This window comes from Gordonia aichiensis (genome assembly GCF_039946255.1).
Classification (GTDB): Bacteria; Actinomycetota; Actinomycetes; order Mycobacteriales; family Mycobacteriaceae; genus Gordonia; species Gordonia aichiensis_A.
The window spans coordinates 394,158-420,500 of the sequence record NZ_JBCDWL010000001.1 but is presented as its reverse complement, the minus strand read 5'-3'; the positions used below and the strand labels follow the sequence as shown (position 1 = coordinate 420,500).

Here is a 26,343-nt window from a genome sequence, read left to right as displayed (position 1 = left end):
TGATTCAATGATGGCAGCGAAAGTCTGAACCATGATTCAAACCTTGGGGGTGCAGTGGCGTACCGAAAGACGGAGGCGACGCGGCGCAGCGCGGAGGCGAAGCGCCAGAGCATGCTCGACACCGCTCGCGGCCTGGTCGCCGAGTCCGGTTTCGGTGCCGCCACGGTGGCCGCGATCGCCGAGGGGAGTGGCGTGAGCGTCGGCTCGGTGTACTCGTACTTCGACAACCGCGAAGCGCTTCTGGCCGAGGTCTTCCGCGAAGCGGCCGTCTTCGAGTTCGGCCAGGTGCACAGTGCCGTCCGAGCGGCCGGCAACGATCCGGCCGCAGCACTGCGTGCCCTGATCGACACCTTTGCCGACCGTGCACTCCGTGGGCGGCGACTGGCGTGGTCGCTGCTGTTCGAGCCGGTGATCCCCGCCGTCGACGCCGAACGGCTGCGCCTCCGGCAGTCCTATCGGGAATTGGGCGAGACGATCATCGCCGAGGGGATCGCGGTAGGCGCGTTCGTGGACCAGGACGTCCCGGTGGTCGCATCCGCAGTGATGGGTGCCATCTCCGAGGCGCTGGTGGGCGCGCTCGACCCGGCCGAGGCGCATCTGTCCAACGTCGATCCGGTGGCGCTGGTCGCCACGATCCGCCGATTCTGCTTCCTGGCGCTCGGCGCCACGGGTGCCGCGCCCTGAGCGGAACCGAGTCCCGCCGGTCCACGAGATCCGTTCTCAGGCATCAGCTTTCATCAGCCACTCACGATCAACACCTAGGAGTCGACATGTCCGCAACGCACGAGGTCTTCAATCAGGCACCGTCACGCGTCGACGTGAACGAGTACACCAGCCACGCCGCCCTCGTCGAGGCGGTGAGCGTCTACGGCGGGGGATGGGCAACGGACTCGCTGATCGAGGCCGGCGCCCTCGTCGGTCGCGCCGACTTCCAGCGCGACGCCGAACTCGCCAACACCATCACCCCGAAGCTCCAGACGCACGACCGCTGGGGCAACCGGATCGACGATATCGAGTTCCACCCGGCCTATCACCGGATCATCCGCGACGCCATCGCCCACGGCGCTCACACCAGTTGTTGGTCGGACCCCCGTGACGGGGCGCACGTCGCTCGTGCCGCGACGTTCATGCAGTTCGCGCAGATCGAACCGGGCCACTCGTGCCCGGTCAGCATGACGCACGCCGTCGTTCCGTCGCTTCGCGCGGACCAGCGGATCGCCGACGAATGGTTGCCGCGCGTGTTCTCACGCGAGTACGCACACGAGCTCGGTTCGGGAGCGAAGCCGTCGGCGATCTTCGGCATGGCGATGACCGAGAAGCAGGGTGGCTCGGATGTGCGAGCCAACACCACCCGTGCCGTCGAACAAGCCGACGGCACGTACCTGATCACCGGCCACAAGTGGTTCTGCTCGGCGCCGCAGTCCGACGCCTTCCTGGTCCTCGCCCAGGCCCCGGGCGGCGTCACCTGCTTCGTGGTCCCGCGGATCCTGCCTGACGGCACCCGCAACGTGTTCAACATCCAACGGCTCAAAGACAAGTTGGGTAACAAGTCCAACGCCTCGAGCGAGGTGGAGTTCGACGCGACCGTCGGACGTCGTCTCGGCGACGAGGGCGCCGGTGTGCGGACCATCATCGAGATGGTCAACCAGACGCGCCTCGACTGCGTCTTGGGCAGTGCAGCCGGCATGCGCCAATCGGTGGCGGAGGCGGCCTGGCACGTGCGCCACCGCTCGGCGTTCGGCGCCACCCTCATCGACCAGCCGGCGATGACCGCCGTCATCGCCGACCTGCAGATCGAGGCGGAGGCCGCGGTCTGGACCGGCATGCGCCTGGCCGCAGCCTACGACGACGACGCCGCCGAGTCGGCCGCGTTCCGTCGTCTGGCGACCGCGGTCGGCAAGTACTGGGTGTGCAAGCGCGGACCGAACCACGCCTACGAGGCGCTCGAATGCCTCGGCGGAAACGGCTACTGCGAGAACGGCTTCCCGCTGTCGCGTCGATACCGCGAACAGCCGGTGATGGCCGTCTGGGAGGGTTCGGGCAATGTGATCGCCCTTGACGTCCTGCGTGCGATGGTGCGAGACCCGCTTTCGGTGGAGGCCGTCGACAACGAGTTCGAACGAGCACTCGGCATCTACCGCGACTACGACCTGCACGTGGAGAAGACCCGCAAGCTGATCGCGCAGGCGGCCGCCGATCCCGCAGCGGCCCCCGCCCTCGCCCGCCGTCTCACCGAGTCGATGGCGATCGCCCTGCAGGGCTCCATCCTCATCCGGCAGGCCCCGGAAGCCGTGGTCGACGGGTTCGTCGCCTCGCGCATCACTGATCCGGGTCACATGTACGGCGTCCTCGACTCGACGCTCGACCTCGCCGGCATCGCAGCCCGCGCCTGAATCCAACCCCGCACAGAGATCGGAAACCGAACGACGCCATGCACCTGACCGCCACCCTAGAGCGCAGCGCCCGCGTGTACCCGGACAAGGCGGCTCTCGTCGCCGACGACCAGGAGATCAGCTACGCCGAACTCCTCGACCACGCCCGCCGAGCGGCGACGGTGCTCATCGACCGAGGGATCCGGCCGGGCGACCGCGTCGCCGTGATGACCTGCAACACCCCCGGATTCGTCGTCGCCGCGTTCGGCGCATGGTTCGCCGGTGCGGCGCTGGTGCCGATCAACCACAAGTTCGCCGCACCCGAGGTCGCCTACGCGATCGATCACAGCGGTGCACGAATCGGCATCGTCGCAGGCGACCTCGCCGACACCGCCACCACCGGGAGCCCGGATCTGATGTGGCTGACGACCGAGTCCGGGCACGGCGCCCTGGGCGACTTCGACGCCCTGGTCCGCGCGGCGGAGCCGGTGTCCGGACCGGTGCACACCGACCTCGACGCGGTGGCCCAAGTCCTCTACACGTCGGGAACCACCAGCTCCCCGAAGGGCTGTCTGCACACCCACCGCACCCTGTCGGCCCTGGCCCCGGCACTCGCGGCGACACTCGGCTTCACCTCCGACGAACGATTCCTGCTCGCGATGCCGATCTGGCACGCCGCACCCCTCAACGACTGGCTGCTCACGATGATCTCGCTGGGCGCGACCACCGTCCTCATGCGCGAATTCCATCCGGCCGCCTTCCTGCCGGCCGTCGCCCGGCACCGGATCACCGCCTTCTTCGGCTCGCCGATCGCCTATCTGCTGCCCGTGCAGCTGGCCGACGCCGGGCAGCTGGACTTCGACGACCACGACCTGTCGACCGTGTCGAAGTGGCTGTACGGCGGGGCGTCACTCGGCGAACCGACCGCCCGCAAGCTCATCGCCGCCTACCGCAGCGACCGCTTCTTCCAGGTGTACGGGATGAGCGAGATGGGGCCCTCGGGGACCGCCCTGTACCCGCACGAGCAGGTGACCAAGGCGGGGTCGATCGGCCGCGGCGGGATGGTCGGCGTCGACCTCAAGCTGATGTCCGCTGCCGGAGACGAGGTCGGGCCCGGCGAGATCGGGGAGATCTGGTTGCGCGGCGACAGCCGCATGATCGGCTACCTCGACAACGAGGCGGCGACGGCCGCGTCGTTCGTCGGCGACTGGTTCCGAACCGGTGACGTCGCTCGGATGGACGAGGACGGATACCTGTACATCGTCGACCGTCTCAAGGACGTCATCATCGTCGGCGGCGAGAACGTCCATTCGCAGGAGGTCGAGGAGGCGCTGCGCGGCCACCCGCGCGTGGCCGACGTCGCAGTGGTCGGGCGCCCGCATCCGGAATGGGGCGAGACGGTCGTCGCGGTGTGCGTCACCACCGACGGCGCAGACATCACCGCCGACGAGATCCGCGACTACCTGACCGACAAGCTGGCTCGCTACAAGATCCCCCGCGAGACGGTCGTCGTCGACGCGCTCCCGCGCAATCCGAGCGGCAAGATCGTCAAGCACGTCCTCCGGGAGTCGGTCGCTCCCGCCACCTAGTGTCGCAGGACACTAGCGGACCGGCCGGGCATCCGAAGGGCAGGGAACCCGAAGGGCCGAGAATCCGGGCCGTTACGTGAGCGAAACATGGCCCGGATTCTTTGACGCGCCCGAAACATCGGCGCGTTCACACGCGCAACAGGAGCGCTGCATTCTTTCCCCGAGGACGTCGAACGTCGACGATCCACGAGGAGGTGCGACAGTGCAGATCGCCTTGCCCGACAACGTGTTCGGAACAGTGGATCCGGGGAATACCGCGTGGGTGATCATGAGTGCCGCGCTGGTGCTGTTGATGACGCCGGCGCTGGCGTTCTTCTACGGCGGGCTTTCCCGCTCGAAATCGGTGCTCAACATGATGATGATGTCGTTCGCCGCGCTCGGCACGGTGACCGTCGTCTACGTCCTGTGGGGATTCTCGATGTCGTTCGGCGACTCGCTCACCGGCACCGGCGACATCGGGGGAGTCTTCTCGAACCCGCTGGCGCTGTTCGGCTCCGACCAACTCACCCAGACGCGGACGGTCGGCGGCCAGACCCACTACGTGGTGTGGGGCTCCACCCACATCCCGGCGATCGTGTTCCTCGCCTTCCAGCTGACCTTCGCGGTCATCGCGGTCGCCCTGATCAGCGGCGCCCTCGCCGAGCGCGTCCGATTCGCCACCTGGCTCGTCTTCACCGTCCTGTTCAGCACGATCGTCTACTTCCCGCTGGCGCACATGGTGTGGGGCGGAGGTCTGCTGTCCGGGGCGAAGGACTCGATCGCGGCCTGGATGTTCGGTGTCGCCGACGGCGTCGCGAAGGTGGCGCCCATCGACTTCGCCGGCGGGACCGTCATCCACATCAACGCGGGCATCGCCGGTCTGGTGCTGGCGCTCGTCGTCGGCAAGCGCCGGGGCTTCGGTCGCACCGCCTATCGGCCGCACAACATCCCGTTCGTGATGCTCGGCGCCGCGCTGCTGTGGTTCGGCTGGTTCGGCTTCAACGCGGGGTCTGAGTTCGGCGCCGACATGACCGCGGGCCTGGTCTGGGTCAACACGGCGGTGGCCGCGGCGGCCGCGATGGCGGGCTGGCTGGTCGTCGAATGGATTCGTGACCGGCACCCGACGAGCGTGGGCGCCGCCTCCGGTCTGGTCGCGGGTCTGGTCGCGATCACCCCGGCCTGCGGGGCCGTCACCCCGGTCGGCGCGATACTGCTCGGCCTGATCGCGGGCGCGCTGGCCGCCGTCGGCATCCGGCTCAAGCACCGGTACGGCTTCGACGACTCGCTCGACGTCGTCGGCGTGCATCTGGTCGCCGGCCTGTGGGGCACGCTCGCGATCGGTCTGCTGTCGAAGGAGACCGGCCTGTTCTACGGGCACGACTACCGCCAGCTGGCGGTGCAGGCGGTCATCGCCTTCGCCGCCCTGGCCTTCACCGCGACCGCGACCTTCGTGATCGCCATGGTGCTCAAGCCGATGGGCTGGCGGATCGACCGAGAGTCCGAACTCACCGGCATCGACGCGACCGAGCACGCCGAGAGCGCCTACGAACCGGCATGAGCAGACCAGACACTAGTGTCGATCGGGAGAGATAAGGGGATATCCATGAAGCTGATCACCGCAATCGTCAAACCGTTCACCCTCGAAGACGTGAAGGCCGGTCTGGAGCAGATCGGGATCGTCGGAATGACGGTCAGCGAAGTGCAGGGATACGGCAGACAGAAGGGGCACACCGAGGTCTATCGAGGCGCCGAGTACGCCGTGGACTTCGTGCCGAAGGTGCGAGTGGAGGTCGTCGTCGACGACGACGCCGTCGATCAGGTGACCGAGGTGATCGTCGAGTCGGCCCGCACCGGGAAGATCGGCGACGGCAAGGTGTGGGTGATGCCGGTGGAATCGATCATCAGGGTGCGGACCGGTGAACGCGGGCCCGAAGCGATCTGACGGCGCGCCACCGCCCGGCGCGGTCCTCGGCGCGGCCCGGGCGGTGCTGCTCGCCGACGACTCGCTCGTCGGCGCGGCGCGGCGCGCGGCGATCGGCGACCTGTACGAGGAGTGGCTGACCGCTCGCGCCGACGAACTCGGGATCGCCGACGGCAGCGGCTTCGCCGTCGTCGCCGTCGGCAGCCTCGGTCGGCGCGAGATGATCGGCTACTCCGACCTCGACCTCATCCTGGTTCACGACGACCGGTTCCCCGAACGGCTCGGGCCGGTGGCCGACGGTCTCTGGTACCCGCTGTGGGACGCGGGGATCGGCCTCGATCACAGTGTCCGCACCGTCCCGGATGCGCTGCGGGTGACGCGCGAGGACGCGACCGCGGCGCTCGGCCTGCTCGACGCCCGATTCATCGCCGGCGACGAGGACCTGGCGCATCTGATGATCTCCTCGGTCCGCAGCCTGTGGCGGTCGGAGGCGCGGCTGCGGCTGCCGCAGGTGATCGAGGCGGCGCAGGACCGGTGGCGGCGGGCCGGTCATCTCGCGCACCGCGCCGAACCCGACGTGAAGAACGGGCAGGGCGGTCTGCGCGACATTCAGCTGCTCAACGCACTGGCCTTGGCGCAGCTGACCGACGGGCCGGCCCGCCTCGACCCGGGGACGCCCGGATCGCCGCTGGCGCACGCCTACGACTTCCTGCTCGGGGTTCGCGGGGAAGCACACCGGATCGCCGGCCGAGCCCGCGACCAGGTACGCGCTCAGGACGCCGACGAGATCGCCGCCGCCCTCGGCGTCGGCGACCGATTCGATCTGGCACGACGGATCAGCGACGCCGGGCGCACCGCGTCGTACGCGGTCGACGCGGGACTGCGGACCGCGCAGAACGCGGTGAGCCGGCGCGGCTTCTCCCGGCTGCGGCACCCGCCGCTGCGGCGGCCGCTCGACGAGGGCGTCGTCGAGCAGAACGGCGAGGTGGTGCTGGCACGCTCGGCGATCCCGAGCCGCGACCCGGGACTGGTGCTGCGGGTCGCGGCGGCCGCCGCCCGACACCGGCTTCCGATCAACGGCTCGGTCCTCGATCGTCTCGTCGAGTACGGGGCACCGATGCCGCAGCCGTGGTCGCCGGAAGCATTGTCGGACCTGTTGGTGCTGCTGGCCTCCGGCCACGACATGGCCGGGCCGATCGAGGCGCTCGACCGGGTGGGGCTGTGGGGCGCGCTGTTCCCGGAGTGGGATCAGGTCCGCGACCTCCCGCCCCGGGACGGCATCCACACCTGGACGGTGGACCGGCACCTGATCGAGGCCGTCGCCGTCGCGGCCGACCTGACCACCAGCGTGTCGCGGCCCGACCTGCTGCTGCTGGGCGCTCTTCTGCACGACATCGGCAAGGGAGCCGCCCGCGCCGAACCGGGCGCCGATCACTGTGTGACGGGCGCCGCGATCGCCGAGGGCGTCGGCCGCCGCCTCGGGTTGTGGCGGGCCGACTGCGAACTGCTGGCGAGCCTCGTGCGGCATCACCTGCTGCTGCATCGCGTGGTGAGCAGACGAGACGCCGCCGACCCGGCGGTCGTCGCGGAAGTCGCCGAGACGCTCGGCGGCGACGCCGTCCTCGCCGAACTGCTGGGCGCGCTCGCCGAAGCCGACTCGCGCGCCACCGGCCCCGGCGTGTGGGGAGAGTGGAAGGCCGCCTTGATCACGGGTCTGGTCGACCGCGTCGTCGCGCACATCGGCGGGGCGCCGGTGCCCGCACCGGCGCGGCTGTCGGAGACCGATCGGGCGCTGGCCGAGAGCGGGGGACTGCACGTGGTGCTGAGGCCGGGCGACGGCCCCAACATGACGGTGGTCACGATGATCGCCCCCGACCGGGTCGGGGTCCTCTCGCAGATGGCCGGTGTGCTGGCGCTGTCCGGGCTGCAGGCGCACTCGGCCGCAGTCGTCTCGCACGCCGGTCACGCCGTCGACTCCTTCGTGGTGATGCCGGTCTTCGGGGTGCCTCCCGACGGGCCGCTGCTGCGGCAGCGGTTGGCCGCGGCGGTGGCCGGCGACCGCGATCCGGTCGCCGAACTGGCCGCGCGGGCGGCTGCCGCCCGCCCGCCCGCCGGACGCGCGGGGCAGACCGCGGTGCCGGTCTCGCGGATCGCGGCGCCGCCGCGCGTTCGCTGGCTCCCCGGCCCGGCAGGTCAGTGGCTGCTGGAGCTGCGGGCAGTCGACGACGACGGCCTGCTGGCGCGGGTCAGCGCCGAGTTGGAACGGGCCCGTTGCGACATCGCCTGGGCCACGGTCTCGACCCTGGGCGCCACCGCGATCGACACCTTCTGCCTGGGACTCGGCGACGGCGGGGCGCCGGCTCGCGAGTCGATCGCCGCGGCGGTCCTGTCGGTCTGCACCCCGATGAGGTGAGGTCGCCGAGGACCCGGGGACGGCCGGTCGAGCTCGGTCTGCTGTCCCGCGGTCCCGCCGCTCGCCGCGACGTGGAAGGATGGGGGAATGTTCGAATCCCTCTCTGACCGGTTGACCGGTGCGCTGAAGGACCTCCGCGGCAAGGGGCGGCTGACCGACGCCGACATCGACGCCACCGCGCGCGAGATCCGGCTCGCGCTGCTCGAGGCCGACGTCTCCCTGCCGGTGGTGCGCGCCTTCATCGGTCGCATCAAGGAACGGGCGAAGGGCGCCGAGGTCTCGGCGGCCCTGAATCCGGCGCAGCAGATCGTCAAGATCGTCAACGAGGAGCTCGTCGGGATCCTCGGCGGCGAGACGCGGCGCCTCCAACTGGCCAAGACTCCGCCGACAATCATCATGCTCGCGGGTCTGCAGGGCGCCGGTAAGACCACGCTTGCGGGCAAGCTCGCGGCGTGGCTGGTCGGCCAGGGGCACACCCCCATGCTGGTGGCCTGTGACCTGCAGCGTCCCGGTGCGGTGCAGCAGCTGCAGATCGTGGGCGAGCGGGCCGGCGTGCCGGTGTTCGCACCTCACCCGGGAACCTCGGTCGGCGGCGAGGGCGAACTCGGCGTCGACGGTTCCGGCGACCCGGTCTCGGTGGCGCAGGCCGGCGTGCAGGAGGCCCGCGCCAAGCAGCACGACGTGGTCATCATCGACACCGCCGGCCGTCTCGGCATCGACGAGGAGCTGATGCGGCAGGCGTCGTCGATCCGCGACGCCACCCAGCCCGACGAGGTGCTGTTCGTCCTCGACGCCATGATCGGCCAGGACGCGGTCACCACCGCACAGGCCTTCGCCGACGGCGTCGACTTCACCGGCGTGGTCCTGACCAAGCTCGACGGCGACGCCCGCGGCGGCGCCGCGCTGTCGGTGCGCGAGATCACCGGCCGACCCATCATGTTCGCGTCGACCGGTGAGAAGCTCGAAGAGTTCGACGTCTTCCACCCCGACCGCATGGCGAGCCGGATCCTCGGCATGGGCGATGTCCTCTCGCTGATCGAGCAGGCGGAGGCGCACTTCGACGCCGAAGAGGCCGAGCGGACCGCCGCCAAGATCAGCCAGGGCGAGCTGACCCTCGAAGACTTCCTGCAGCAGATGCTGATGATCCGCAAGATGGGTCCGATCGGAAACCTGCTCGGCATGCTGCCCGGTGCGGGCGACATGAAGGACGCCCTCGCTCAGGTCGACGACAAGCAGCTCGACCGGATCCAGGCGATCATCCGGGGCATGACGCCCGCCGAGCGCGACGACCCGAAGATCATCAACGCCTCGCGCCGCATCCGCATCGCCAAGGGCTCCGGCGTCACCGTCACCGACGTCAATCAGCTCGTCGACCGGTTCTTCGCCGCGCGCAAGATGATGTCGCAGATGTCCGGCCGCATGGGCATGGGCATGGGCGGCGGACGCAAGAACGCGCGCAAGGGCAAGAAGGGCAAGAAGGGCGGCAAGGGACGCGGTCGGGGACCGACGCCGCCGAAGGCGATGCGCGGCGGTTTCCCGGGGATGCCCGGCATGCCGCCCGGGATGGGCCTGCCGCCGGGCATGGACCTGTCGAACATGCCGCCCGGCCTGGATCAGCTTCCTCCCGGCCTCGAGGGCATCGACTTCAACGACCTTAAGTTCCCGAAGAAGTAGGGCGCGCGGCGCTCGGCAGGCGTGTCGGGCACGAAGAGCGTGGGACCGAAACTTTGGCTGCATCGAGGCCTCCAGAGGGTGTCGATGCAGCCAACGTTGATCGACAGTGAACCGAGAGGCGAGCATGAGCGCACCCGTGGAGTTCCTCGGCACCGACCCGTTCAGCGGTGAGCCGCTGCATTTCTGGGTGGTCGACGGGACGATCTCGACCGAGCCGGTGGCCGGGGCCGACACCGTCGACGGCGGCTGGATCGTGCCCGGCCTGGTCGACGCGCACAACCACGTCGGCATCGCACCCGGTCTGGGCGTGACGATCGAGCAGGCGCGCGGCCTGGCCCGCCGAGACCTGGCGGCCGGGACCATGCTGATCCGCGAGGTCGGATCACCGCTGGACACCCATCCGCTCGACGACGACGCGCACGGACCCAGGTTCGTGCGGTCGGGCAAGCACATCGCCCGACCCAAACGCTATCTGCGCGACTACGGTGTCGAACTCGACGATCCCGATCAGCTGGCGGCCGAGGTCGCCGCGCAGGCACGGGCCGGCGACGGCTGGGTGAAGCTGGTCGGCGACTGGATCGATCGCGAGATCGGCGACCTCGCGCCGCTGTGGACCCGGGAGCAACTCGAGGCGGCCGTCGCCGCAGCACACGAGAACGGCGCCCGGATCACCGCCCACGTCTTCGGTGCCGACGCCCTGCCCGACATCATCAGCGCCGGCTTCGACTCGGTGGAGCACGGCACCGGACTCGACGAGGACCTCATCGACGAGATGGTCCGACGCGACATCGCGCTGGTGCCGACGCTGATCCAGCTCGAGACCTTCCCCGACATCGCGGCGGGCGCCGACCGGTTCCCGAAGTACAAGGCCAACATGCTCGCCCTGCACGCCGGCCGCCACGAGGTCTTCGCCCGCGCCCGCGAGGCGGGGGTCCGGATCTACGCGGGCACCGACGCCGGCGGCACCATCACCCACGGGCGCATCGTCGACGAGATCGAGGCCCTGACCGGAATCGGCTTCACCGCCCTGGAGGCACTGGGTGCGGCGTCGACCGCGCCGCGTGAGTGGCTCGGCGCCGACGGCCTGAGCCACGGCGCCCGCGCCGACTTCCTCGTCCTGGACGCCGATCCGGCGTCAGATCCGACGACGCTGCGGCGCCCGACTCATATCGTCTGCGGCGGCGCGAAGATCGCCTGACGACCCGCATTACCAACGCGTATGCGGTGATATCGGGAACGAAACGCTCAGATTCGTGAGAATCGGTGGCGGAAATGTTCGAGGAGTCGGTCAGCCGACGATCTGAATCACACCGATGCCGATCAGCAGCACCGTGACCAGCCAACCCGCCCAGCGGGTGACCGCGGTCTGATTGCGCCGCCCGTAGGCGAAGACACGACCGATCCACGAGTGCGGACGCGCCCGCACGACCACGAGTGCGAGGCCTGCCAGCAGCGGCAGGCTCAGCGCGACGCTGGCGTACAGCAGCAGCCCCAGGTAGCGCTCGGCGACGGGCATGTCGGCCGCGGACAGGACGGCCAGTCCGGCGTAGAAGGGCACCGAGGTCGCCGACTGGATCACGCCGAGCACGAACCCGATCAGCGCGGTCGCCGCCGACGGCTCGCGCAGGGGGTTCAGGATCCGGTCGACCAGGTCGGACGAATCACCGCCTCGCCAGGTCAGGAACGCCGTCAGCAGGCCGGTCGCGATCAACAGGATCCCGAACAGGGGAGAGCCGAGGACCGCATCGACCACCGACTGCAGGCCGTCGAACACGAGCAGGACGATGACCGCGAGGGCCAGGACGCCGAGCCAGTCGCCGACCAGCAGCAGGGGAGCGATACGGCGATAGCGGCCCGGCCCGAGCATCATCGCCAGGGTCACCAGGACCCCGATCAGGAGGACGTTGACCGAGTCGACGAAGGCGAACGACAGAGCGTGCAGCATGGGCGTCTCGGGTCCTCCGGATCTCTGCCGACGGTCCGGGGTGCCGCCGATCTCCGGTGACACGCTACCGGGTTCGGCCGCGGTGACCGATTCGCGGTGACGCCGCCCGCGCCGCGCAGACGACGGCGGTTTGAACGTGCGGGGGCGCGGATGGCAGAATGAAACGCTGGTTCGCCGGAGCCGGCCACGGCCGACCGGCGGTCACCCCGAAAGAGATCGCAAAACCGGGCCCGTCGCCTATCGGCGGGTCGCTGAATTGCGCAGTGACACAAGGAGACGCCACATGGCTGTCAAGATCAAGCTCACCCGGCTCGGCAAGATCCGCAACCCGCAGTACCGCATCATCGTCTCGGATGCGCGCACCCGTCGCAACGGCCGCGCCATCGAGACCATCGGCAAGTACCACCCGAAGGAAGAGCCGTCGCTGATCGAGATCGACTCGGAGCGCGCGCAGTACTGGCTGAGCGTCGGTGCGCAGCCGACCGAGCCCGTCGCGGCTCTGCTGAAGATCACCGGTGACTGGCAGAAGTTCAAGGGCCTGCCGGGCGCCGAGGGCACCCTGAAGGTCGCCGAGCCGAAGACCTCGAAGCTCGACCTGTTCAACGCCGCGCTCGCCGCTGCCGAGAACGAGCCGGCCGCCGCAGCGACCACCGCCAAGAAGAAGAACAAGAAGGCCGACGAGGCTGCCGAGGCGCCTGCCGCCGAGGCCGCCGAAGAGAAGGCCGCCGAGGAAGCCGGTGACGCCAAGGCGGACGCGTGAGCGCGATCGTCGCTGACGCCGTCGAGCATCTCGTTCGCGGCATCGTCGCCAACCCGGACGACGTTCGGGTCGACCTGATCACCGGCCGCCGTGGCCGGATGGTCGAGGTGCACGTCAACCCCGACGATCTCGGCAAGGTGATCGGCCGCAACGGTCGCACCGCCACCGCCCTGCGCACCCTTGTCACCGGCATCGGTGGCCGCGGTATGCGGGTCGACATCGTCGACACCGATCGCTGATCGCACAGGATTCGCATCTGATGGATCTGGTGATCGGTCGTGTGGTCAAGACGCACGGCGTCCGTGGTGAGGTCGTCGTCGATGTCCGCACCGACGACCCGGCCACTCGTTTCGCGGTGGGTGCGCGGCTTCGCGGCCGCGCCCCCCGCAACGCCGGTGGCGGGGAAACCGAATACGAAGTGACAGCCGCCCGGATGCACGCCGGGCGGCTGTTGCTCTCGCTCGCGGAGGTCGCGGGGCGCGACGAGGCGGACAAGCTGCGCGGCACCCTGTTCCTCATCGACGCCGCCGACGTCGACTCCGGGGACGACCCCGACGAGTTCTACGACCACGAGCTCGAAGGTCTGCCGGTCGCGACTGTCGGCGGCGAGGCCGTCGGCGTCGTCAAGGAGGTCATGCACCTGCCGGGCGGTGAACTGCTCGCGGTGACGACCGACGACGGCCGCGAGGTCCTGATCCCGTTCGTCCGAGAGATCGTCCCGGTGGTCACCCGCGAGCGGATCGAGATCGATCCGCCCGCCGGTCTCATCGAACCGATCGAGGACTGACTCGCATGCGCATCGACGTGCTGACGATCTTCCCCGAGTACCTGGACCCGATGCGGGCCGCGCTGCTGGGGAAGGCGATCGACGCCGGCCTGATCGAGGTCGGCGTCCACGACCTGCGCAAATGGACCTACGACGTCCACCACAGCGTCGATGACGCCCCCTACGGCGGCGGACCGGGCATGGTGATGAAGCCGCAGGTGTGGGGCGAGGCGCTCGACGAGGTGTGCCCCGACGAGGCGCTCCTGGTGGTCCCCACGCCGGCCGGCGTGCCGTTCACGCAGGCCACGGCGCAGCGGTGGAGCACCGAGCAGCACCTGGTGTTCGCGTGCGGTCGCTATGAGGGCATCGACCAGCGCGTCTTCGACGACGCGGCGCGGCGCGTGCGCGTCGAAGAGGTCTCGCTCGGCGACTTCGTCCTCATCGGTGGCGAGGTGGCGGTGCTGGCGATGGTCGAGGCGACCACCCGCCTCATGCCGGGAGTGCTCGGCAATCCGCAGTCGCACCAAGAGGATTCGTTCTCCGACGGCCTCCTGGAGGGACCCAGCTACACCCGCCCGAAGGTGTGGCGAGACCTCGAGGTTCCCGCGATCCTGCTGTCCGGCGATCACGCGAAGGTCGCGGCCTGGCGTCACGAACAGGCGCTCGAGCGGACCAGGCAACGCAGGCCCGATCTGCTCGCGGACTGACGAATCTCTTCGCCGCCCGGCGTGTCGTGGAACCGAAGACGGCCCGGGTGCGTCCTTGAAGGCATGGGCACCTCGTGGACGGTCTCGACCCAAGAACTTCTCTCACGTCTGGACTCCATGGACTCCGCGGCGGCTGCGGCCGACGCTGCCGAGATCAACCGGATCATCGCCGCGGCACGTGCGGTGGCGGCTCGGCTGTCGGCGGCGTTCGCGCCGGGAGAGCTGGTCGGCGCGGCCGCCGACGGCGCAGCACAGGCGGGTGCCCGTTTGGCTGAGCAGGTGAGCGCGGCCGCCGACGGCCTCGTCGGCGGCCAGTCGTCGCTGACCGGTGCCGCCGGGATACTGGCGGCGACCGTCGCCTACCGGCCGCGGGTGCTCGCCATGACGATCGTCCTGCCGCGGTCCGCAGCCGCGGGGGCGGCGGCTCGGGCCGCACTCGGCGCCGAACTGACCGGCGCGTACAACGCGCCGATGGCGGGTTCGGCGCACGGGCTCACCGCCGTCGCGGGCCCGCCGCCCGGCATCGGGGCGAGCGCTGCGGGGCACGCCGTCGATCAGGTGGCCGGCGTCGGCCGCTCGGCCGACGTGTCGCTCGCCGACTCCGCAACGACGCGGACGGCCGGCGCGACTTCCGACGTTCCAGCTTCCGATGCTTCAGTGCTCTCCGGTCCCGGGTTCGGGCCCGGCGGGAAGGACGAACCGGTCGCTGCGCCGCCGACCGCACCCGGGGCGCCGCCTGCGGGACCGGCCGGCGCCCCGGGTGCGCCAGGCCCCGCGCCGAGCGGTGCGTCGAGCCCGTCGCCGGTGCCGCCGGCCGCTCCGCTCCCATCAGCCCCGGCGCAGGCCCGCGGACCGGGCGCCGCCCGAGCCGCCGTCCCGGCGACGACCACGCGGATGCCGACGTCGAGCACGGCGCTGTCGAGCACCGCATTGTCGAACACGGCATTGTCGAACGCCGCGCTGCGTGGCACCGCCTCGGCGGGGACGGGCAGCGGTGCGCCGACGACGTCCGGTGCCGCCGGGGCCGGCACGACGAACCCGGGCGCGGCGAACTCAGGTGCGACGAACTCAGGCACGACGAACCCTGGCACGCCGAATTCCTCCGGCAGCGGGCCCTCGTCGCCCCGGACCGGGAGTGGCCCGTACGGCCCCGGTCCGACCGCCCGCCGCTCCGACGACGACCGCGGCCATCGACCGGCCGACTATCTGCGCTCGACCACCGAGGGGATCCTCGTCATCGGCCCGCAGCCGGTGGTCGGACCGGCGATCATCGGTGCGATCGAGATCCCGGCCCATGACGACGCCGGTGGCGGGGACGACGGCGGTGGGAGAGAGGGCGTCGACGATGACCAAGAACTCGACCCGACCCTGTGAACTCGGGGCCGCGGCTCGGGCGATTTCCCAAGGGCCGGGTGAAGGTGGCACAATGTTTCAGGTTGCCTGCGGGAGGATTGTCTCTCCGATGCAGTGCGAACAGACCTTTGACACGGGCATGAACCGGTTGAACCACGTCGCATCGCGGCGCGGCCGCCAGGTTCCTCTGTCCCCGCCCAGATTGGACGAGAACTATGAACACCCTGGACTTCCTCGACAAGCAGTCGCTGCGTGACGACATCCCCGAGTTCGGCCCCGGCGACACGCTCGACGTGCACGTCAAGGTCATCGAGGGCTCGAAGGAGCGCGTGCAGGTCTTCAAGGGCGTCGTGATCCGTCGTCAGGGCGGTGGCGTCCGTGAGACCTTCACCGTCCGCAAGGTGTCGTTCGGCGTCGGCGTGGAGCGCACCTTCCCGGTGCACAGCCCCAACCTGGCCAAGATCGACGTCCTGACCCGCGGCGACGTGCGTCGCGCCAAGCTGTACTACCTGCGCGACCTGCGCGGCAAGGCGGCGAAGATCAAGGAGAAGCGCTGACCTGCTGACGCGCTGACCGTCGACTGTTGAAATCACGGTCGACCGGAACAGACCACGAGACCCCGCACCGACTGGTGCGGGGTCTCTGTCGTCTGCACAGCAGTTTCGCGGATGCACAGCAGTCCCGCGGACCGGCGGTCGCGAGTCCGGGTGGCAGGACCATGCCGTGCCGTTCAGTTCGTGCGGACTTCGTGTCCGGCCGCTCTCGGGCCGGATTCGAGACCTCGGATGAGTACATCGACGGCGTCGAGGCCCTGCGGGAGCACGATCTCGGCGATCTTCGAACCGGGCAGACCGTCGGCGGCGAGGCGGCCGATCTCGTGAGTCATGGTCTGCTGGATTCCGATCAGGGCGATGCCGAGGAACCGCGGGTTGATCCGGTACGTCGAGTTCTCGGCGATGAGGTCGGCGAGGTCCATCGCAGTGGCTACGGCGATGAGGTGCTCCCGGGCCTGCAGGCTGGTGCTGGAGGCGATGATGCGCCGTACCCGCACCAGTTCGGCGATCGCGGCGGGGTCGGGATTCGCCAGGAAGCCCACCGGGCGGGAGAGCCGGTCGCGATACGCCGTGAGCACTGAGGTTCCGGGATCCCGTTCGCGGAGTGCGGCGATCAGGCGCTTGCCGTAGTCGGCCATGCCGAGCAGGATCAGATCCTCTTTGGTGGGGAAGTAGTTGAAGATGGTCGCTTCGGAGACGTCAGCCTGTGCGGCGATCTGCGCGATGGTGACGTGGTCGAATCCGCGTTCGTCGAAGAGCTCGATCGCGACGGCGCGGATGCGGCGACGGGTCTCCTGCTTCTTGCGCTCCCTCAGACCCAGCGGCTTCGACTCGATGTCCACGCCTGCGACCATACCCGCAGAAAACGGTTGCCATAAAAATATAGTCACTATCAAATTAATGTAACCCTGGTGGAGGTGGGGTCCATGACCGAGTTCGCGAAGCGGCGCTTTCCATTCACTGACATGCCGGTGGGGCTCATGCTGGCTCTGGTCGCGATCGGACTGCCGCGCACGGTGCTGGCCGATCTCGACATCGTTTCGCCGGAGAGTTCGCTGCTCTACTTCGTCCTCGCGCTCGCGCCGTTCGCGGCGTGGACGGCGGTCGCGATCATGCGACCGACGCGACGACCGTTCAGGGATTTCCTGGTTCTGGGCGGGCTGTACGCGATCTCGCTCATCGTCGTGCATCAGTCGCTGCTGCAGGGACCCGGTGCCGCTCACGAGATCCCGCAGGCCGCTGTCGATTTCTCGTCGTCGTTCGCTCCCGGCGTGCAGGAGTGGGCCCTGCGCGGTTACACCGCGGTCGTCAGCCTGGTCATCGGCCTCGGTACCGGGCTGGTCGTCGCCCTCGTCGCGGTCGTCGCCGGCCGGGTGCGTCGATCTCGCGGCGGTCGGATCTCTACCAGCCGAGGCGCGCCGATCTCCAGGTTGAGCCCACGCGCAGCACCGAGTGGCCGACGTCGCTGAGAAGCCGAAGAAGGGAAACACCATGCACAACGGAACCATCGTCTCGGACGACGGAACACGGATCGCCTATTCGGCGTGGGGATCGGGCGCCCCGATCGTCATCGTCGACGGCGCGACCGCCCATCGCGCGACGACACCGGAGAACCAGGCGACCGCCGAACTGCTCGACGACGAGTTCCTCGTCATCTCGTACGATCGTCGCGGACGCGGGGAGAGCTCCGACACCGTCCCATACGCGAAGGAACGCGAATTCGAAGACCTCGCGGCAATCATCGCGCAGGTCGCAGATGGTCGCCCGGCGACCGTGTTCGGGTGGTCTTCCGGAGGCAACCTGGCACTGAACGCGGCTGACGCCGGAGTGCCGATGGCCCGGGTCGCTGTCTTCGAGGCCAACGCGCTGGTCGACGACTCGCGTCCGCCGCTGCCCGCCGACTACGTGCCTCGTCTGGAGGCGGCCGTTGCGGCCGGCCTCCCCGGCGATGCGGTCGAGATCTTCATGACGGCCGCGGTCGGCATGCCATCCGAGTTCGTCGCAGGCAAGAAGCAGGACCCGAACGTCTGGCCGGGTCTGGAAGCCATCGCACCGACGATCGCGTACGACGGACGCCAGGTCGGCGACGCGATGTCGGGTCGCCCGCTCGCCGAAGACCGTTGGGCGGCCATCACGGTTCCGGTACTCGTGATGTACGGCGAGAACACCTGGCCCGCTCTCGCCGGCGGTGCGAAAGCGATCGCCGGGGTGCTGCCCACCGCGACCGTGAAACCGGTGCCCGGCGAGAACCACAGCACAGCCCCCGACGTGCTCGCTGCCGCACTGCGGGCCTTCGCCTCGGAGAACTGACATGGGAGACATCGTCCTCACGGAGTTCATCTCACTCGACGGCGTCGTCGAAGCGCCCGGCAGGGAGGACTTCAAGTACCCGAACTGGAGCCTGGAGATCGAGCGGGGCGCCGAAGGCGAGCGATTCAAAGAACGCGAGGCGTTGGACGCGGCGGCGCTGTTGATCGGCAGGAAGACCTATGAGGGGTTCGCTGCCGCCTGGCCCGAGTACGACGGCGAGATCGCCGACAAGTACAACACGATGCCCAAGTACGTGGTCTCGCGAACGCTCGCGGCCCCGACCTGGACGAACACCACGGTCCTCGACGGCGACATTCTCGAGGAGGTCGCCGCGCTCAAGAAGGGGGTCGACGGTGAGATCTCGGTGCCGGGGAGCATTCGGTTGGCGCAGGGACTGCTGGCGCACGACCTCGTCGACGAGATCCACCTGATGACCTTCCCGGTCATCCTCGGCCACGGGCGTCGACTGTGGCACACCACACCGGACAAGACCCGCTGGGCGCTGCAGGAATCGACCGTGTGCGGCGACGGGGTCCTCGTGACGGTGCTGCGCCGAGCGCGCTGAGTCGCACGCCCGACATGAATCGAATCCGCCGCCGAGATGCATCAGACACTCGAATTCGACTGAGGAGGTCGGCGTGACGACACTGGAGCGGCAGAGGCGTCGATCGACGGGTGTCGGCGTCTCGTGGACGCTGTCTCGGCGATGGCGACAAGGAGTGCTCATCGCGCACATCATCTCTGCGGGAGCCTGGATCGGAGTCGACGTCGTCGTCGCGATCCTCGTGCTGGTCGGGTGGTTCGGATCAGACCTGGAACTGCGGGGACTGGCATACCGCGCGTTGGCGAACTTCATCGTCGCACCGATGCTCGCTTGCGCGGCGATCGCGCTCGTCACCGGCGTACTGCTGGGCGTCGGCACCAAATGGGGCCTGACCCGCTACTGGTGGGTGCTGGTCAAGCTGGTGCTGAACATCGCCCTCCTGACGACGATGATCGTGGTGCTCGCTCCGGGGATGGCGAAGGTCGATCAGTACGGTGCCTCGCTCCCCGACGGAACCGCGCACGCCGATCGCATCGTCACCCTGTTCTTTCCGCCGGCGGTCTCGTTGACCACGTTGACCTTCGCCGTCGTCCTCGCCGTCATGAAGCCGTGGGGCCGGGTCCGCCCGGCCACGGGGAGGGGCAGGTCGCGATGACCTCTCATCACCCGGCCGAGGACGGGCTGCGCGACCCCCGACCACGACGACCGCGAGGACCACGACGACCACGACGACAGCGAGGACCACGACGACCGCGCCCACGGTGGCTCGACGGGTGGCCGCTCCTTCCCGGGCTGCTGCTGGCACTCCTGATCGGACTGGACCTCGACGACGGACGCAGCCTGGCGCCGATTCTCACCGCCTCCGGATTCGTCTACGTCGCGACGGCTGCGCTCGGCCGAGGGTGGCTCGCGTGGCCGGCCTTCGGACTCACCTTCGTGGTGATCGTCGTCGGCGAGGTGATCGGAGTGAATCCGACGCCGGTTCTGCTCGGCCTCGCGGCGGTTCTGGTCGTCGGTGTCGGTGTCGGCGATCGGGGAGGCGTGCGAACCGTGCTGCTTCTGGAATCGGCCGCTCTCGCGGTGCTGGGCGCGGCGGCGCTGCTCGTGGCTCGCTCGACACCCGCGGCGGGTGGACTGATCGTCGCGTCGCTTCTCGTCGGTCACGCCGCGTGGGACGTCGTCCACCATCGGATGAGGATCGTCGTCACCCGGCCGTTCGCGGCCTTCTGTGCTGCACTCGACATCGGGCTGGCGATTCTCATCGCCTGGAGCCTGATGTAGAACTCGGAAGGAGGGGATGACATGAGGACCGACGTCGAATTCTGGATCTGCGCCACGTGCGGAGTCGAGCATGCGGAGCGCGTCGACGTGTGCGCGATCTGTGCCGACGAGAGACAGTGGGTGCCTGCTGCCGGGCAGCGCTGGACCGGGCTCGCCGAGCTCGCCGCATCGGGGACGACCGTCGAGGTGGTCGAACTCGAGCCCGACCTCTACGGCGTACGACCTCGACCACTCGTCGGCATCGGCCAGCAGAGCATGCTCGTGCGCACGTCGTCGGGCAACCTGCTGTGGGATCCCGCCGGCTACCTCGACGATGCGGCCGTCGAACGCCTCGCAGCACTCGGCGGAGTGGCCTGCATCGCAGCGTCGCATCCGCACCTGTTCGGCGTGCAGGTGGAATGGAGCCGCGCGTTCGACGGGGCCCCGGTGCTGGTCGCCGAGGCCGACCTTGGCTGGATCGCCCGACCAGATCCCTGCATCAGGTCGTGGTCCGACGACATCGAGGTCCTGCCGGGTGTCACGCTGACCCAACCCGGCGGGCACTTCCCGGGCAGTGCCGTCGCGCACTGGGCGGCAGGCGCCGACGGGCGCGGCGTTCTGTTGGCCGGCGACACCGTCTACGCCAACCCGGACCGGCACTCGGTGAGCTTCATGCGCAGCTATCCGAACCACCTCCCGCTCTCCGGCGCCGTGGCCGAACGGATCGCCGCGCACGTGGCCCGGTTCCCGTTCGAGCGTTTGCGCAGCCATCGCGGCGGCGTGATCTCGCACGACGCCCGGCGCGTGGTCCTGGATTCGGCCGCCCGACACGCCGCGTGGGTCCGCGGCGACTTCGACCATCTCACCTGACACGGGGGTGACGAACATGTCCACCGCACTGACGGGGCGTCGAGCGAAGGAGGAATCGAATCATGACCATGTTGGAGACGGCTCACGACTGCGGTTACCCGATCGGTCGGCGACACCGCCCGCGGAGCACCGTCGGCCACCTGCTCGGAGCCCTCTGTTCCAGTACGGCGATCCCGGCGGCGAGCATCCTGCTGGACCGATCGTCTCGGGAGCGACTCGACCGGTTCAAGGCGGCCGCCGCGCAGCGTCGTCGTCGAGGTCCTCGGATGAGGGCGTTGTCGGTCGGGCCGGGCGGCCGCATCGAATGGTGCGACGCCCCGGTGCCGCTCGCGCCGGGGCCGCGCGGAGCGACGGTGCATCCGATCGCCGCGGCCACCTGCGATCTCGATCGCGCGATGGCCCTGGGACGAACACCCTTCCTGCTGCCCTTCCACTTCGGGCACGAGTGCGTCGCCGAAGTCGTCGAGGTGGGCGATGACGTCACCACCGTGCGACCCGGTGACCGTGTGGTCGTGCCGTTCCAGATCAGCTGCGGCACCTGCGCGCGGTGCGTGGCGGGGCTCACCTCCAACTGCCTGAGCGTGCCGCCGATCTCCATGTACGGCTTCGGCCTGATGGGCGGCCACTGGGGCGGTGCGTACTCGGAACTGCTTGGCGTGCCCTTCGCGGACGGGATGCTGGTGCCGTTGCCCGAAGGCATCGACCCCGTCGCCGCCGCCTCGGTCGCCGACAACGTCACCGACGCCTACCGGACGGTGGCTCCGTACATCGACGACCTCCTCGGCTTCGACCGAGCAGCGGACGTGGTGATTCTCGCCGAGGTCGGTCGTCGAATCCCGCTGAGCTCGAGCGTTCCCCTGTACGCGGGCCAGATCGCGAAGGCCCTCGGCGTCGAGAACGTGCATCTGGTCGACAGGCGACCGCACGTACGGCGTCACGCCGAAGCCCTGGGCATCGAGGCCCACAGCCCGGATGCGATGAAGCGCGTTCCCCGCGCCGGGCTGGTCATCGACGACACGGGTTCTCCCGCCGGACTCGGGCTCGCGATCAAACAGACCGCCCCGGACGGCACCTGTGTCTCCGGAGTGTCGCTCGTGCGGAGCACCGCGCTGCCGACCGCGTTGATGTACGGCCGCAACATCACCTTCCGCCTGGGGAGGTCGAATGCGCGCGCCAACATCCCCGCCGTTCTCGAACTGATGCGGACCGGCGCGCTGAAACCGGAGCTCGTCACCACGCATCGAGGTGAGATGCGGCACGCGGATCGAGCGGTCGACGAACACGTGCGCGGCGAGGCGACCAAGACCATCGTCGTCGAGGACTGACGCGCTCCTCCCCGGCCCGACACCGCGGTGGGAGCACGTGCCGTCGACGGCGGGGGACGCGGCGAACGGATGTACAGACCGGCCGTCACCGAGGAGATCGCTACCCTGTTCTACGTGGACCACAACTCCGGCAGCAGCGACGACGAGCCGCGCGTCGACGACGAACCGACCGGCGATCAGCCGACCAGCACCGATGACGCGAAGTCGAAACGGTCGTTCAGCTTCGACAAGCACGACGCCGACGAGGAGCCGAAGGGGCGCAGTCGCTGGCTGCGCGAGCTGGCGATCATCGTCGCCATCGTGCTGGCGCTGATGTTCGTGTTCACGCAGTTCCTGTTCCGGCAGTACGTGGTCCCGTCCGAGTCGATGGAACCCACCCTGCACGGCTGCTACGGCTGCACCAACGACCGGATCGTCATCGACAAGCTCGCGTACCGCTTCGGCGATCCGCAGCCCGGCGACGTGGTCGTCTTCAAGGCCCCCACCTCGTCGTGGGACAGCGGATGGTCGTCGCCGCGGTCGTCGAATCCGGTCCTGCACAAGGTGCAGGACGTCCTGTCGATCTTCGCCCTCGCGCCGCCGGACGAGAACGATCTCGTCAAGCGGGTGATCGCGGTCGGCGGTCAGACCGTGCAGTGCCGAGAGGCCGACGGCAAGGGCGTGACCGTCGACGGCCGTTCGCTGAACGAGCCGTACGTCGACAAGGGACTCCAGACGCAGATGTACCAGGACTCGGCGGGCGTGCTGGGCAAGGGCACCTGCTACGGCAGCGACTTCGGCCCGGTGAAGGTCCCGGACGGGAACGTCTGGGTGATGGGGGACAACCGTAGCAATTCGGCCGACTCCCGCGCGCACATCGACGACGAGCTGCGCGGCACCGTGCCGGTCTCCGACATCCGCGGCAAGGTCCGCTTCATCATCTACCCGTTCTCCCGAATCGGCGGCGTCGGCTCGGTGAATCCGCAGCAGTGACCGGCTCGACCCGGTGGCCGCCGCGGTCGCCGGTCCGCAAGGCCGCCGGACTTCGGACCCTCGAATTCACTCTCGCCCGGCAGGGACTCGGTCCGGTGGCCGGCGTCGACGAGGCCGGCCGCGGCGCGTGCGCGGGCCCGCTGGTGGTCGCCGCGTGCGTGCTCGGGAACTCGCAGCTCAAGTCGCTGGCCGACCTCGACGATTCGAAGAAGCTCACCGAGAGCACACGGGAGAAGCTGTACACGGCAGTCACCCGCCATGCGGTGAGCTGGCATGTGGTGGCGATCGAGGCCGCCGAGGTCGATCGGCTCGGCGTGCACGTGGCCAACATCGAGGGCATGCGCCGGGCGGTGGCCGGGCTGTCGGTGCGGCCCGGCTACGTCCTGTCCGATGGCTTCCAGGTCCCCGGGCTGGCCGCGCCGTCGTTGCCGGTGATCGGCGGCGACGCGAACGCCGCCTGCATCGCGGCCGCCTCGGTGCTGGCGAAGGTGACTCGGGACCGGATCATGGTGGCGCTCGACGAGCGCGTGCCGGGATACGAGTTCGCGGTGCACAAGGGCTACAGCACGGCACTGCACATGTCGTGCCTGGATGCCCGCGGACCATCGGCGGAGCACCGTATGTCGTACCGGAACGTCCGCGATAGGCTGGCCTGATGAGCGCTGAAGATCTCGAGAAGTACGAAGCCGAGATGGAGTTGTCCCTGTACCGGGAGTACAAGGACATCGTCGGCCAGTTCACCTACGTGGTGGAGACCGAGCGCCGCTTCTACCTTGCGAACGGCGTGAACCTGGTGCCGCGGAACTCCGACGGGGAGGTGTACTTCGAAATCCACATGACCGATGCGTGGGTCTGGGACATGTACCGTCCGGCACGGTTCGTCAAACAGGTGCGCGTGGTGACCTTCAAGGACGTCAACATCGAGGAATTGGAACGCTCGGAGCTGCGGCTGCCCGACGAGCCGTGAGCGGCACCGGTGCATCGGTGCAGGAGCAGATGTTGATCGTTTGAGAGTTCTCCACACTCGCCGTCGGAGGGGCTCGCGGCGCTGGCGGTGCGCTCTCGCGCCGCCCATCCTTGCTGCATGGGGGAACACAAGGCAGGCACGCGTCCGGACCGGCGGCGGCTGGTCGGTCAGCTCGGGGAGGACCTCGCAGCACAGTATCTGGAGAAGCTCGGCTGGCGGGTGCTGGCGCGCAACTGGCGCACCCGGTACGGCGAACTCGATCTGATCGGTGCCGACGGGGCCACCCTGGTCATCGTCGAGGTGAAGACTCGGGCCAGCCGCACCTACGTCGATCCGCTGGGCGCGGTCACCCCGCAGAAGCTGCGACGCATGCGGCTGCTGGCACGACAGTGGCTGGCGCAGCAGGACGCGTTCTGGGAGCAGGTCCGGTTCGACGTCGTGTCCGTGCAGCTGGACATCGCCGATCCGGAGGACCTCCAGCGTGCCACCTGGTGGCACCACGTCGGCGTCAGCGAGTAGGTGCGTCGTGGGCGGACTGGGACGAGTGCACTCGGTGGGGCTCAACGCCTTCGCCGCCGACCTGATCGAGATCCAGGCCCACATCTCCTCGGGCCTGCCCGGAGTGACGATCAGCGGCAGCGTGGACGGCTCCCTGCGCGAGGCCAAGGAGCGGGTGCGTGCGGCGATCGGGAACAGCGAACTGGAGTTCCCGTCCACCAAGGTGACGATCGCGCTCGCGCCGGCGAGCCTGCCCAAGCAGGGCCCCGGGTACGACTTGGCGATGGCGGTCGCCGTGCTCATCGCCGCGCGGAAGGCCTCGACCGACCGGCTCGACGGCACCGTCATGCTCGGTGAGCTCGCGCTCGACGGCCGGCTGCGCCCGGTGCGCGGGGTGCTGCCCCGACTGCTCGCGGCGCGTGATGCGGGCTTCGCCCGCGCGGTGGTCCCCATCGGAAACGTCGCCGAGGCGACGCTGGTGTCCGGCCTGGAGGTGGGCGGGGCGCAGTCGCTGTCGGACGTGGTGCGCTGGATGGCCGGCGATCTGGTGCTCGACACGGTCGACGACCAGGCCCGTGAACCGGCGCCGGTGGTGATCCCCGACATGGCCGACGTCGCCGGGCAGGCCGCCGCGCGGCACGCGCTGGAGATCGCGGCGGCCGGGGCACACCACCTGCTGATGACGGGACCGCCGGGAATCGGGAAGACGATGCTCGCCAGCCGGCTGCCCGGGATCCTGCCCCCGCTGGGGCCGGAGGAGTCGCTCGAGGTGACCGCGATCCACTCGATCGCGGGCACGCTGCCCGAGCACCGCCCGCTGATCGTCGCACCGCCCTTCGTCGCCCCTCACCACAGTGCCGGGATCACCGCGCTGCTCGGCGGCGGCACCGGGATGGCCCGTCCCGGGTCGGTCTCGCGCGCCCACCGCGGTGTGCTGTTCCTGGACGAGTGCGCGGAGATGGGCGCCAAAGTCCTCGACTCGCTGCGCCAACCGCTCGAGGAGGGCCAGGTGCGGATCTCACGGCGCGACGGCACCGCCGTGTATCCGGCCAGATTCCAGCTCGTGCTGGCCGCGAACCCGTGTCCGTGCGCGCCGGCGCACGACGTGGACTGCGTCTGCACCTCGGTGCAGCGACGCCGCTACCTGGGGAAGCTGTCGGGGCCGTTGATGGATCGGATCGACATCCGCGTCCGGATGGAGCCGCCCGCGAACAGCGCCCTGCTCACCGAGGCGGGCGAGTCGAGCGCCGCGGTGGCGGCGCGAGTGGCGCAGGCGCGGGCGGCGGCGCGGCAACGGTGGGGCGAGGAGGGCTGGCTGACCAACGCAGAGGTGCCGGGAAGTGCACTGCGCCAACGCTATCGACCGTCGGCGGCGGCGTTGGCGCCGATCGAGCAGGCCCTGCGGCACGGTCGGATCACCGCTCGCGGAGCCGATCGGGCGCTGCGTCTGGCGTGGACGCTGGCCGATCTGCGGGGCGCCGACCTGCCCGGTCCCGACGACGTGCTCTCGGCCCTGATGTACCGGGATCGAGGCGGGCTGTGACCGGCACGCTCGGTGAGATGA

28 protein-coding genes are annotated in these 26,343 nt (G+C 69.6%); 26 read left to right on the top strand and 2 right to left on the bottom strand.

Features of this window, described 5'->3' with window-relative positions; genetic code table 11:
* The first annotated feature begins 111 nt into the window (after positions 1 to 111).
* The 8 genes from AAFO60_RS01980 (at position 112) to AAFO60_RS01945 (ending at position 11,146) form a co-directional block, all read left to right on the top strand.
* Positions 112 to 684 (top strand): TetR/AcrR family transcriptional regulator, encoded by a 573-nt coding sequence (locus AAFO60_RS01980; protein WP_347954461.1) that lies wholly within the window; start codon positions 112 to 114, stop codon positions 682 to 684.
* An 86-nt stretch (positions 685 to 770) separates the two neighbouring features.
* Positions 771 to 2,393: an acyl-CoA dehydrogenase family protein gene (locus AAFO60_RS01975; RefSeq protein ID WP_347954460.1), complete on the top strand. Its 1,623-nt coding sequence runs from the start codon at positions 771 to 773 to the stop codon at positions 2,391 to 2,393.
* A 38-nt stretch (positions 2,394 to 2,431) separates the two neighbouring features.
* Complete coding sequence (locus tag AAFO60_RS01970; protein ID WP_347954459.1) at positions 2,432 to 3,961, top strand: class I adenylate-forming enzyme family protein; 1,530 nt, start codon at positions 2,432 to 2,434, stop codon at positions 3,959 to 3,961.
* A gap of 202 nt (positions 3,962 to 4,163) precedes the next feature.
* Positions 4,164 to 5,498, top strand: coding sequence for an ammonium transporter (locus AAFO60_RS01965; RefSeq protein WP_347954458.1), 1,335 nt, complete (start codon positions 4,164 to 4,166; stop codon positions 5,496 to 5,498).
* Between the two features lie 45 nt (positions 5,499 to 5,543).
* Positions 5,544 to 5,882: a P-II family nitrogen regulator gene (locus AAFO60_RS01960; RefSeq protein WP_347954457.1), complete on the top strand. Its 339-nt coding sequence runs from the start codon at positions 5,544 to 5,546 to the stop codon at positions 5,880 to 5,882.
* Positions 5,857 to 8,274: a [protein-PII] uridylyltransferase gene (locus AAFO60_RS01955; protein ID WP_347954456.1), complete on the top strand. Its 2,418-nt coding sequence runs from the start codon at positions 5,857 to 5,859 to the stop codon at positions 8,272 to 8,274. The genes AAFO60_RS01960 and AAFO60_RS01955 overlap by 26 nt, the downstream gene beginning before the upstream one ends.
* An 87-nt stretch (positions 8,275 to 8,361) precedes the next feature.
* Positions 8,362 to 9,948: a signal recognition particle protein gene (gene ffh, locus AAFO60_RS01950; RefSeq protein ID WP_347954455.1), complete on the top strand. Its 1,587-nt coding sequence runs from the start codon at positions 8,362 to 8,364 to the stop codon at positions 9,946 to 9,948.
* 124 nt (positions 9,949 to 10,072) lie between these two features.
* Positions 10,073 to 11,146: an amidohydrolase family protein gene (locus AAFO60_RS01945; protein ID WP_347954454.1), complete on the top strand. Its 1,074-nt coding sequence runs from the start codon at positions 10,073 to 10,075 to the stop codon at positions 11,144 to 11,146.
* Positions 11,147 to 11,236: 90 nt separating this feature from the next.
* On the opposite strand, the gene AAFO60_RS01940 is transcribed toward AAFO60_RS01945, so the two are convergent.
* Positions 11,237 to 11,893 carry a hypothetical protein gene (locus AAFO60_RS01940; protein ID WP_347954453.1) on the bottom strand — a complete coding sequence of 219 codons (657 nt, stop codon included), beginning with the start codon at positions 11,891 to 11,893 and terminating at the stop codon, positions 11,237 to 11,239.
* Between the two features lie 283 nt (positions 11,894 to 12,176).
* On the opposite strand from AAFO60_RS01940, the gene rpsP reads away from it, so the two are divergent.
* The 6 genes from rpsP to rplS all read left to right on the top strand — a co-directional run bounded on the left by rpsP (position 12,177) and on the right by rplS (position 16,036).
* On the top strand, positions 12,177 to 12,653 hold the full coding sequence (rpsP, locus tag AAFO60_RS01935; protein WP_347954452.1) for a 30S ribosomal protein S16: 477 nt from the start codon (positions 12,177 to 12,179) through the stop codon (positions 12,651 to 12,653).
* Positions 12,650 to 12,892 carry an RNA-binding protein gene (locus AAFO60_RS01930; RefSeq protein ID WP_347954451.1) on the top strand — a complete coding sequence of 81 codons (243 nt, stop codon included), beginning with the start codon at positions 12,650 to 12,652 and terminating at the stop codon, positions 12,890 to 12,892. Before rpsP ends, AAFO60_RS01930 begins: the two co-directional genes overlap by 4 nt.
* 20 nt (positions 12,893 to 12,912) lie before the next feature.
* On the top strand, positions 12,913 to 13,440 hold the full coding sequence (gene rimM / locus AAFO60_RS01925; protein WP_347954450.1) for a ribosome maturation factor RimM: 528 nt from the start codon (positions 12,913 to 12,915) through the stop codon (positions 13,438 to 13,440).
* Between the two features lie 5 nt (positions 13,441 to 13,445).
* Positions 13,446 to 14,126, top strand: coding sequence for a tRNA (guanosine(37)-N1)-methyltransferase TrmD (trmD, locus tag AAFO60_RS01920; RefSeq protein ID WP_347954449.1), 681 nt, complete (start codon positions 13,446 to 13,448; stop codon positions 14,124 to 14,126).
* A gap of 63 nt (positions 14,127 to 14,189) precedes the next feature.
* On the top strand, positions 14,190 to 15,500 hold the full coding sequence (locus AAFO60_RS01915) for a hypothetical protein (protein WP_347954448.1): 1,311 nt from the start codon (positions 14,190 to 14,192) through the stop codon (positions 15,498 to 15,500).
* Positions 15,501 to 15,694: 194 nt separating this feature from the next.
* Positions 15,695 to 16,036: a 50S ribosomal protein L19 gene (gene rplS, locus AAFO60_RS01910; RefSeq protein ID WP_347954447.1), complete on the top strand. Its 342-nt coding sequence runs from the start codon at positions 15,695 to 15,697 to the stop codon at positions 16,034 to 16,036.
* A 173-nt stretch (positions 16,037 to 16,209) separates the two neighbouring features.
* On the opposite strand, the gene AAFO60_RS01905 is transcribed toward rplS, so the two are convergent.
* On the bottom strand, positions 16,210 to 16,875 hold the full coding sequence (locus AAFO60_RS01905; protein WP_347954446.1) for a TetR/AcrR family transcriptional regulator: 666 nt from the start codon (positions 16,873 to 16,875) through the stop codon (positions 16,210 to 16,212).
* Positions 16,876 to 16,959: 84 nt separating this feature from the next.
* Here AAFO60_RS01905 and AAFO60_RS01900 point away from each other — a divergent pair, with 84 nt between their 5' ends.
* The 12 genes from AAFO60_RS01900 (at position 16,960) to AAFO60_RS01845 (ending at position 26,322) form a co-directional block, all read left to right on the top strand.
* Positions 16,960 to 17,502: a hypothetical protein gene (locus tag AAFO60_RS01900; protein ID WP_347954445.1), complete on the top strand. Its 543-nt coding sequence runs from the start codon at positions 16,960 to 16,962 to the stop codon at positions 17,500 to 17,502.
* Between the two features lie 22 nt (positions 17,503 to 17,524).
* Positions 17,525 to 18,343 (top strand): alpha/beta fold hydrolase, encoded by an 819-nt coding sequence (locus tag AAFO60_RS01895; protein ID WP_347954444.1) that lies wholly within the window; start codon positions 17,525 to 17,527, stop codon positions 18,341 to 18,343.
* Position 18,344: 1 nt separating this feature from the next.
* Complete coding sequence (locus AAFO60_RS01890; protein WP_347954443.1) at positions 18,345 to 18,908, top strand: dihydrofolate reductase family protein; 564 nt, start codon at positions 18,345 to 18,347, stop codon at positions 18,906 to 18,908.
* Between the two features lie 73 nt (positions 18,909 to 18,981).
* Positions 18,982 to 19,542 carry a hypothetical protein gene (locus AAFO60_RS01885; protein ID WP_347954442.1) on the top strand — a complete coding sequence of 187 codons (561 nt, stop codon included), beginning with the start codon at positions 18,982 to 18,984 and terminating at the stop codon, positions 19,540 to 19,542.
* Positions 19,539 to 20,168, top strand: coding sequence for a hypothetical protein (locus AAFO60_RS01880; RefSeq protein WP_347954441.1), 630 nt, complete (start codon positions 19,539 to 19,541; stop codon positions 20,166 to 20,168). The genes AAFO60_RS01885 and AAFO60_RS01880 overlap by 4 nt, the downstream gene beginning before the upstream one ends.
* Positions 20,169 to 20,189: 21 nt before the next feature.
* The gene (locus tag AAFO60_RS01875; RefSeq protein ID WP_347954440.1) at positions 20,190 to 21,017 is read left to right on the top strand and encodes a hydrolase; all 828 of its coding nucleotides are present in this window, start codon (positions 20,190 to 20,192) and stop codon (positions 21,015 to 21,017) included.
* Between the two features lie 62 nt (positions 21,018 to 21,079).
* On the top strand, positions 21,080 to 22,342 hold the full coding sequence (locus tag AAFO60_RS01870; protein ID WP_347954439.1) for a zinc-dependent alcohol dehydrogenase: 1,263 nt from the start codon (positions 21,080 to 21,082) through the stop codon (positions 22,340 to 22,342).
* Positions 22,343 to 22,411: 69 nt separating this feature from the next.
* Complete coding sequence (gene lepB / locus AAFO60_RS01865) at positions 22,412 to 23,314, top strand: signal peptidase I (protein ID WP_347954438.1); 903 nt, start codon at positions 22,412 to 22,414, stop codon at positions 23,312 to 23,314.
* Positions 23,311 to 23,970, top strand: coding sequence for a ribonuclease HII (locus tag AAFO60_RS01860; protein WP_347954437.1), 660 nt, complete (start codon positions 23,311 to 23,313; stop codon positions 23,968 to 23,970). Before lepB ends, AAFO60_RS01860 begins: the two co-directional genes overlap by 4 nt.
* Positions 23,970 to 24,281, top strand: a complete 312-nt coding sequence (locus tag AAFO60_RS01855; protein WP_347954436.1) for a DUF2469 domain-containing protein — start codon at positions 23,970 to 23,972, stop codon at positions 24,279 to 24,281. The genes AAFO60_RS01860 and AAFO60_RS01855 overlap by 1 nt, the downstream gene beginning before the upstream one ends.
* A gap of 117 nt (positions 24,282 to 24,398) precedes the next feature.
* Positions 24,399 to 24,800, top strand: a complete 402-nt coding sequence (locus tag AAFO60_RS01850) for a YraN family protein (protein ID WP_347954435.1) — start codon at positions 24,399 to 24,401, stop codon at positions 24,798 to 24,800.
* A gap of 7 nt (positions 24,801 to 24,807) precedes the next feature.
* Positions 24,808 to 26,322, top strand: a complete 1,515-nt coding sequence (locus AAFO60_RS01845) for a YifB family Mg chelatase-like AAA ATPase (protein WP_347954434.1) — start codon at positions 24,808 to 24,810, stop codon at positions 26,320 to 26,322.
* The last annotated feature ends 21 nt before the right edge of the window (positions 26,323 to 26,343 follow it).

Coding starts and splice junctions, on each gene's coding strand:
- AAFO60_RS01980 (WP_347954461.1), top strand. CDS start 112: ATGCTCGACACCGCTCGCGGCCTGGTCGCCGAGTCCGGTTTCGGTGCC.
- AAFO60_RS01975 (WP_347954460.1), top strand. CDS start 771: ATGTCCGCAACGCACGAGGTCTTCAATCAGGCACCGTCACGCGTCGAC.
- AAFO60_RS01970 (WP_347954459.1), top strand. CDS start 2,432: ATGCACCTGACCGCCACCCTAGAGCGCAGCGCCCGCGTGTACCCGGAC.
- AAFO60_RS01960 (WP_347954457.1), top strand. CDS start 5,544: ATGAAGCTGATCACCGCAATCGTCAAACCGTTCACCCTCGAAGACGTG.
- ffh (WP_347954455.1), top strand. CDS start 8,362: ATGTTCGAATCCCTCTCTGACCGGTTGACCGGTGCGCTGAAGGACCTC.
- AAFO60_RS01945 (WP_347954454.1), top strand. CDS start 10,073: ATGAGCGCACCCGTGGAGTTCCTCGGCACCGACCCGTTCAGCGGTGAG.
- AAFO60_RS01940 (WP_347954453.1), bottom strand. CDS start 11,893: ATGCTGCACGCTCTGTCGTTCGCCTTCGTCGACTCGGTCAACGTCCTC.
- rpsP (WP_347954452.1), top strand. CDS start 12,177: ATGGCTGTCAAGATCAAGCTCACCCGGCTCGGCAAGATCCGCAACCCG.
- rimM (WP_347954450.1), top strand. CDS start 12,913: ATGGATCTGGTGATCGGTCGTGTGGTCAAGACGCACGGCGTCCGTGGT.
- trmD (WP_347954449.1), top strand. CDS start 13,446: ATGCGCATCGACGTGCTGACGATCTTCCCCGAGTACCTGGACCCGATG.
- AAFO60_RS01915 (WP_347954448.1), top strand. CDS start 14,190: ATGGGCACCTCGTGGACGGTCTCGACCCAAGAACTTCTCTCACGTCTG.
- rplS (WP_347954447.1), top strand. CDS start 15,695: ATGAACACCCTGGACTTCCTCGACAAGCAGTCGCTGCGTGACGACATC.
- AAFO60_RS01900 (WP_347954445.1), top strand. CDS start 16,960: ATGACCGAGTTCGCGAAGCGGCGCTTTCCATTCACTGACATGCCGGTG.
- AAFO60_RS01895 (WP_347954444.1), top strand. CDS start 17,525: ATGCACAACGGAACCATCGTCTCGGACGACGGAACACGGATCGCCTAT.
- AAFO60_RS01890 (WP_347954443.1), top strand. CDS start 18,345: ATGGGAGACATCGTCCTCACGGAGTTCATCTCACTCGACGGCGTCGTC.
- AAFO60_RS01880 (WP_347954441.1), top strand. CDS start 19,539: ATGACCTCTCATCACCCGGCCGAGGACGGGCTGCGCGACCCCCGACCA.
- AAFO60_RS01875 (WP_347954440.1), top strand. CDS start 20,190: ATGAGGACCGACGTCGAATTCTGGATCTGCGCCACGTGCGGAGTCGAG.
- AAFO60_RS01870 (WP_347954439.1), top strand. CDS start 21,080: ATGACCATGTTGGAGACGGCTCACGACTGCGGTTACCCGATCGGTCGG.
- lepB (WP_347954438.1), top strand. CDS start 22,412: ATGTACAGACCGGCCGTCACCGAGGAGATCGCTACCCTGTTCTACGTG.
- AAFO60_RS01855 (WP_347954436.1), top strand. CDS start 23,970: ATGAGCGCTGAAGATCTCGAGAAGTACGAAGCCGAGATGGAGTTGTCC.
- AAFO60_RS01850 (WP_347954435.1), top strand. CDS start 24,399: ATGGGGGAACACAAGGCAGGCACGCGTCCGGACCGGCGGCGGCTGGTC.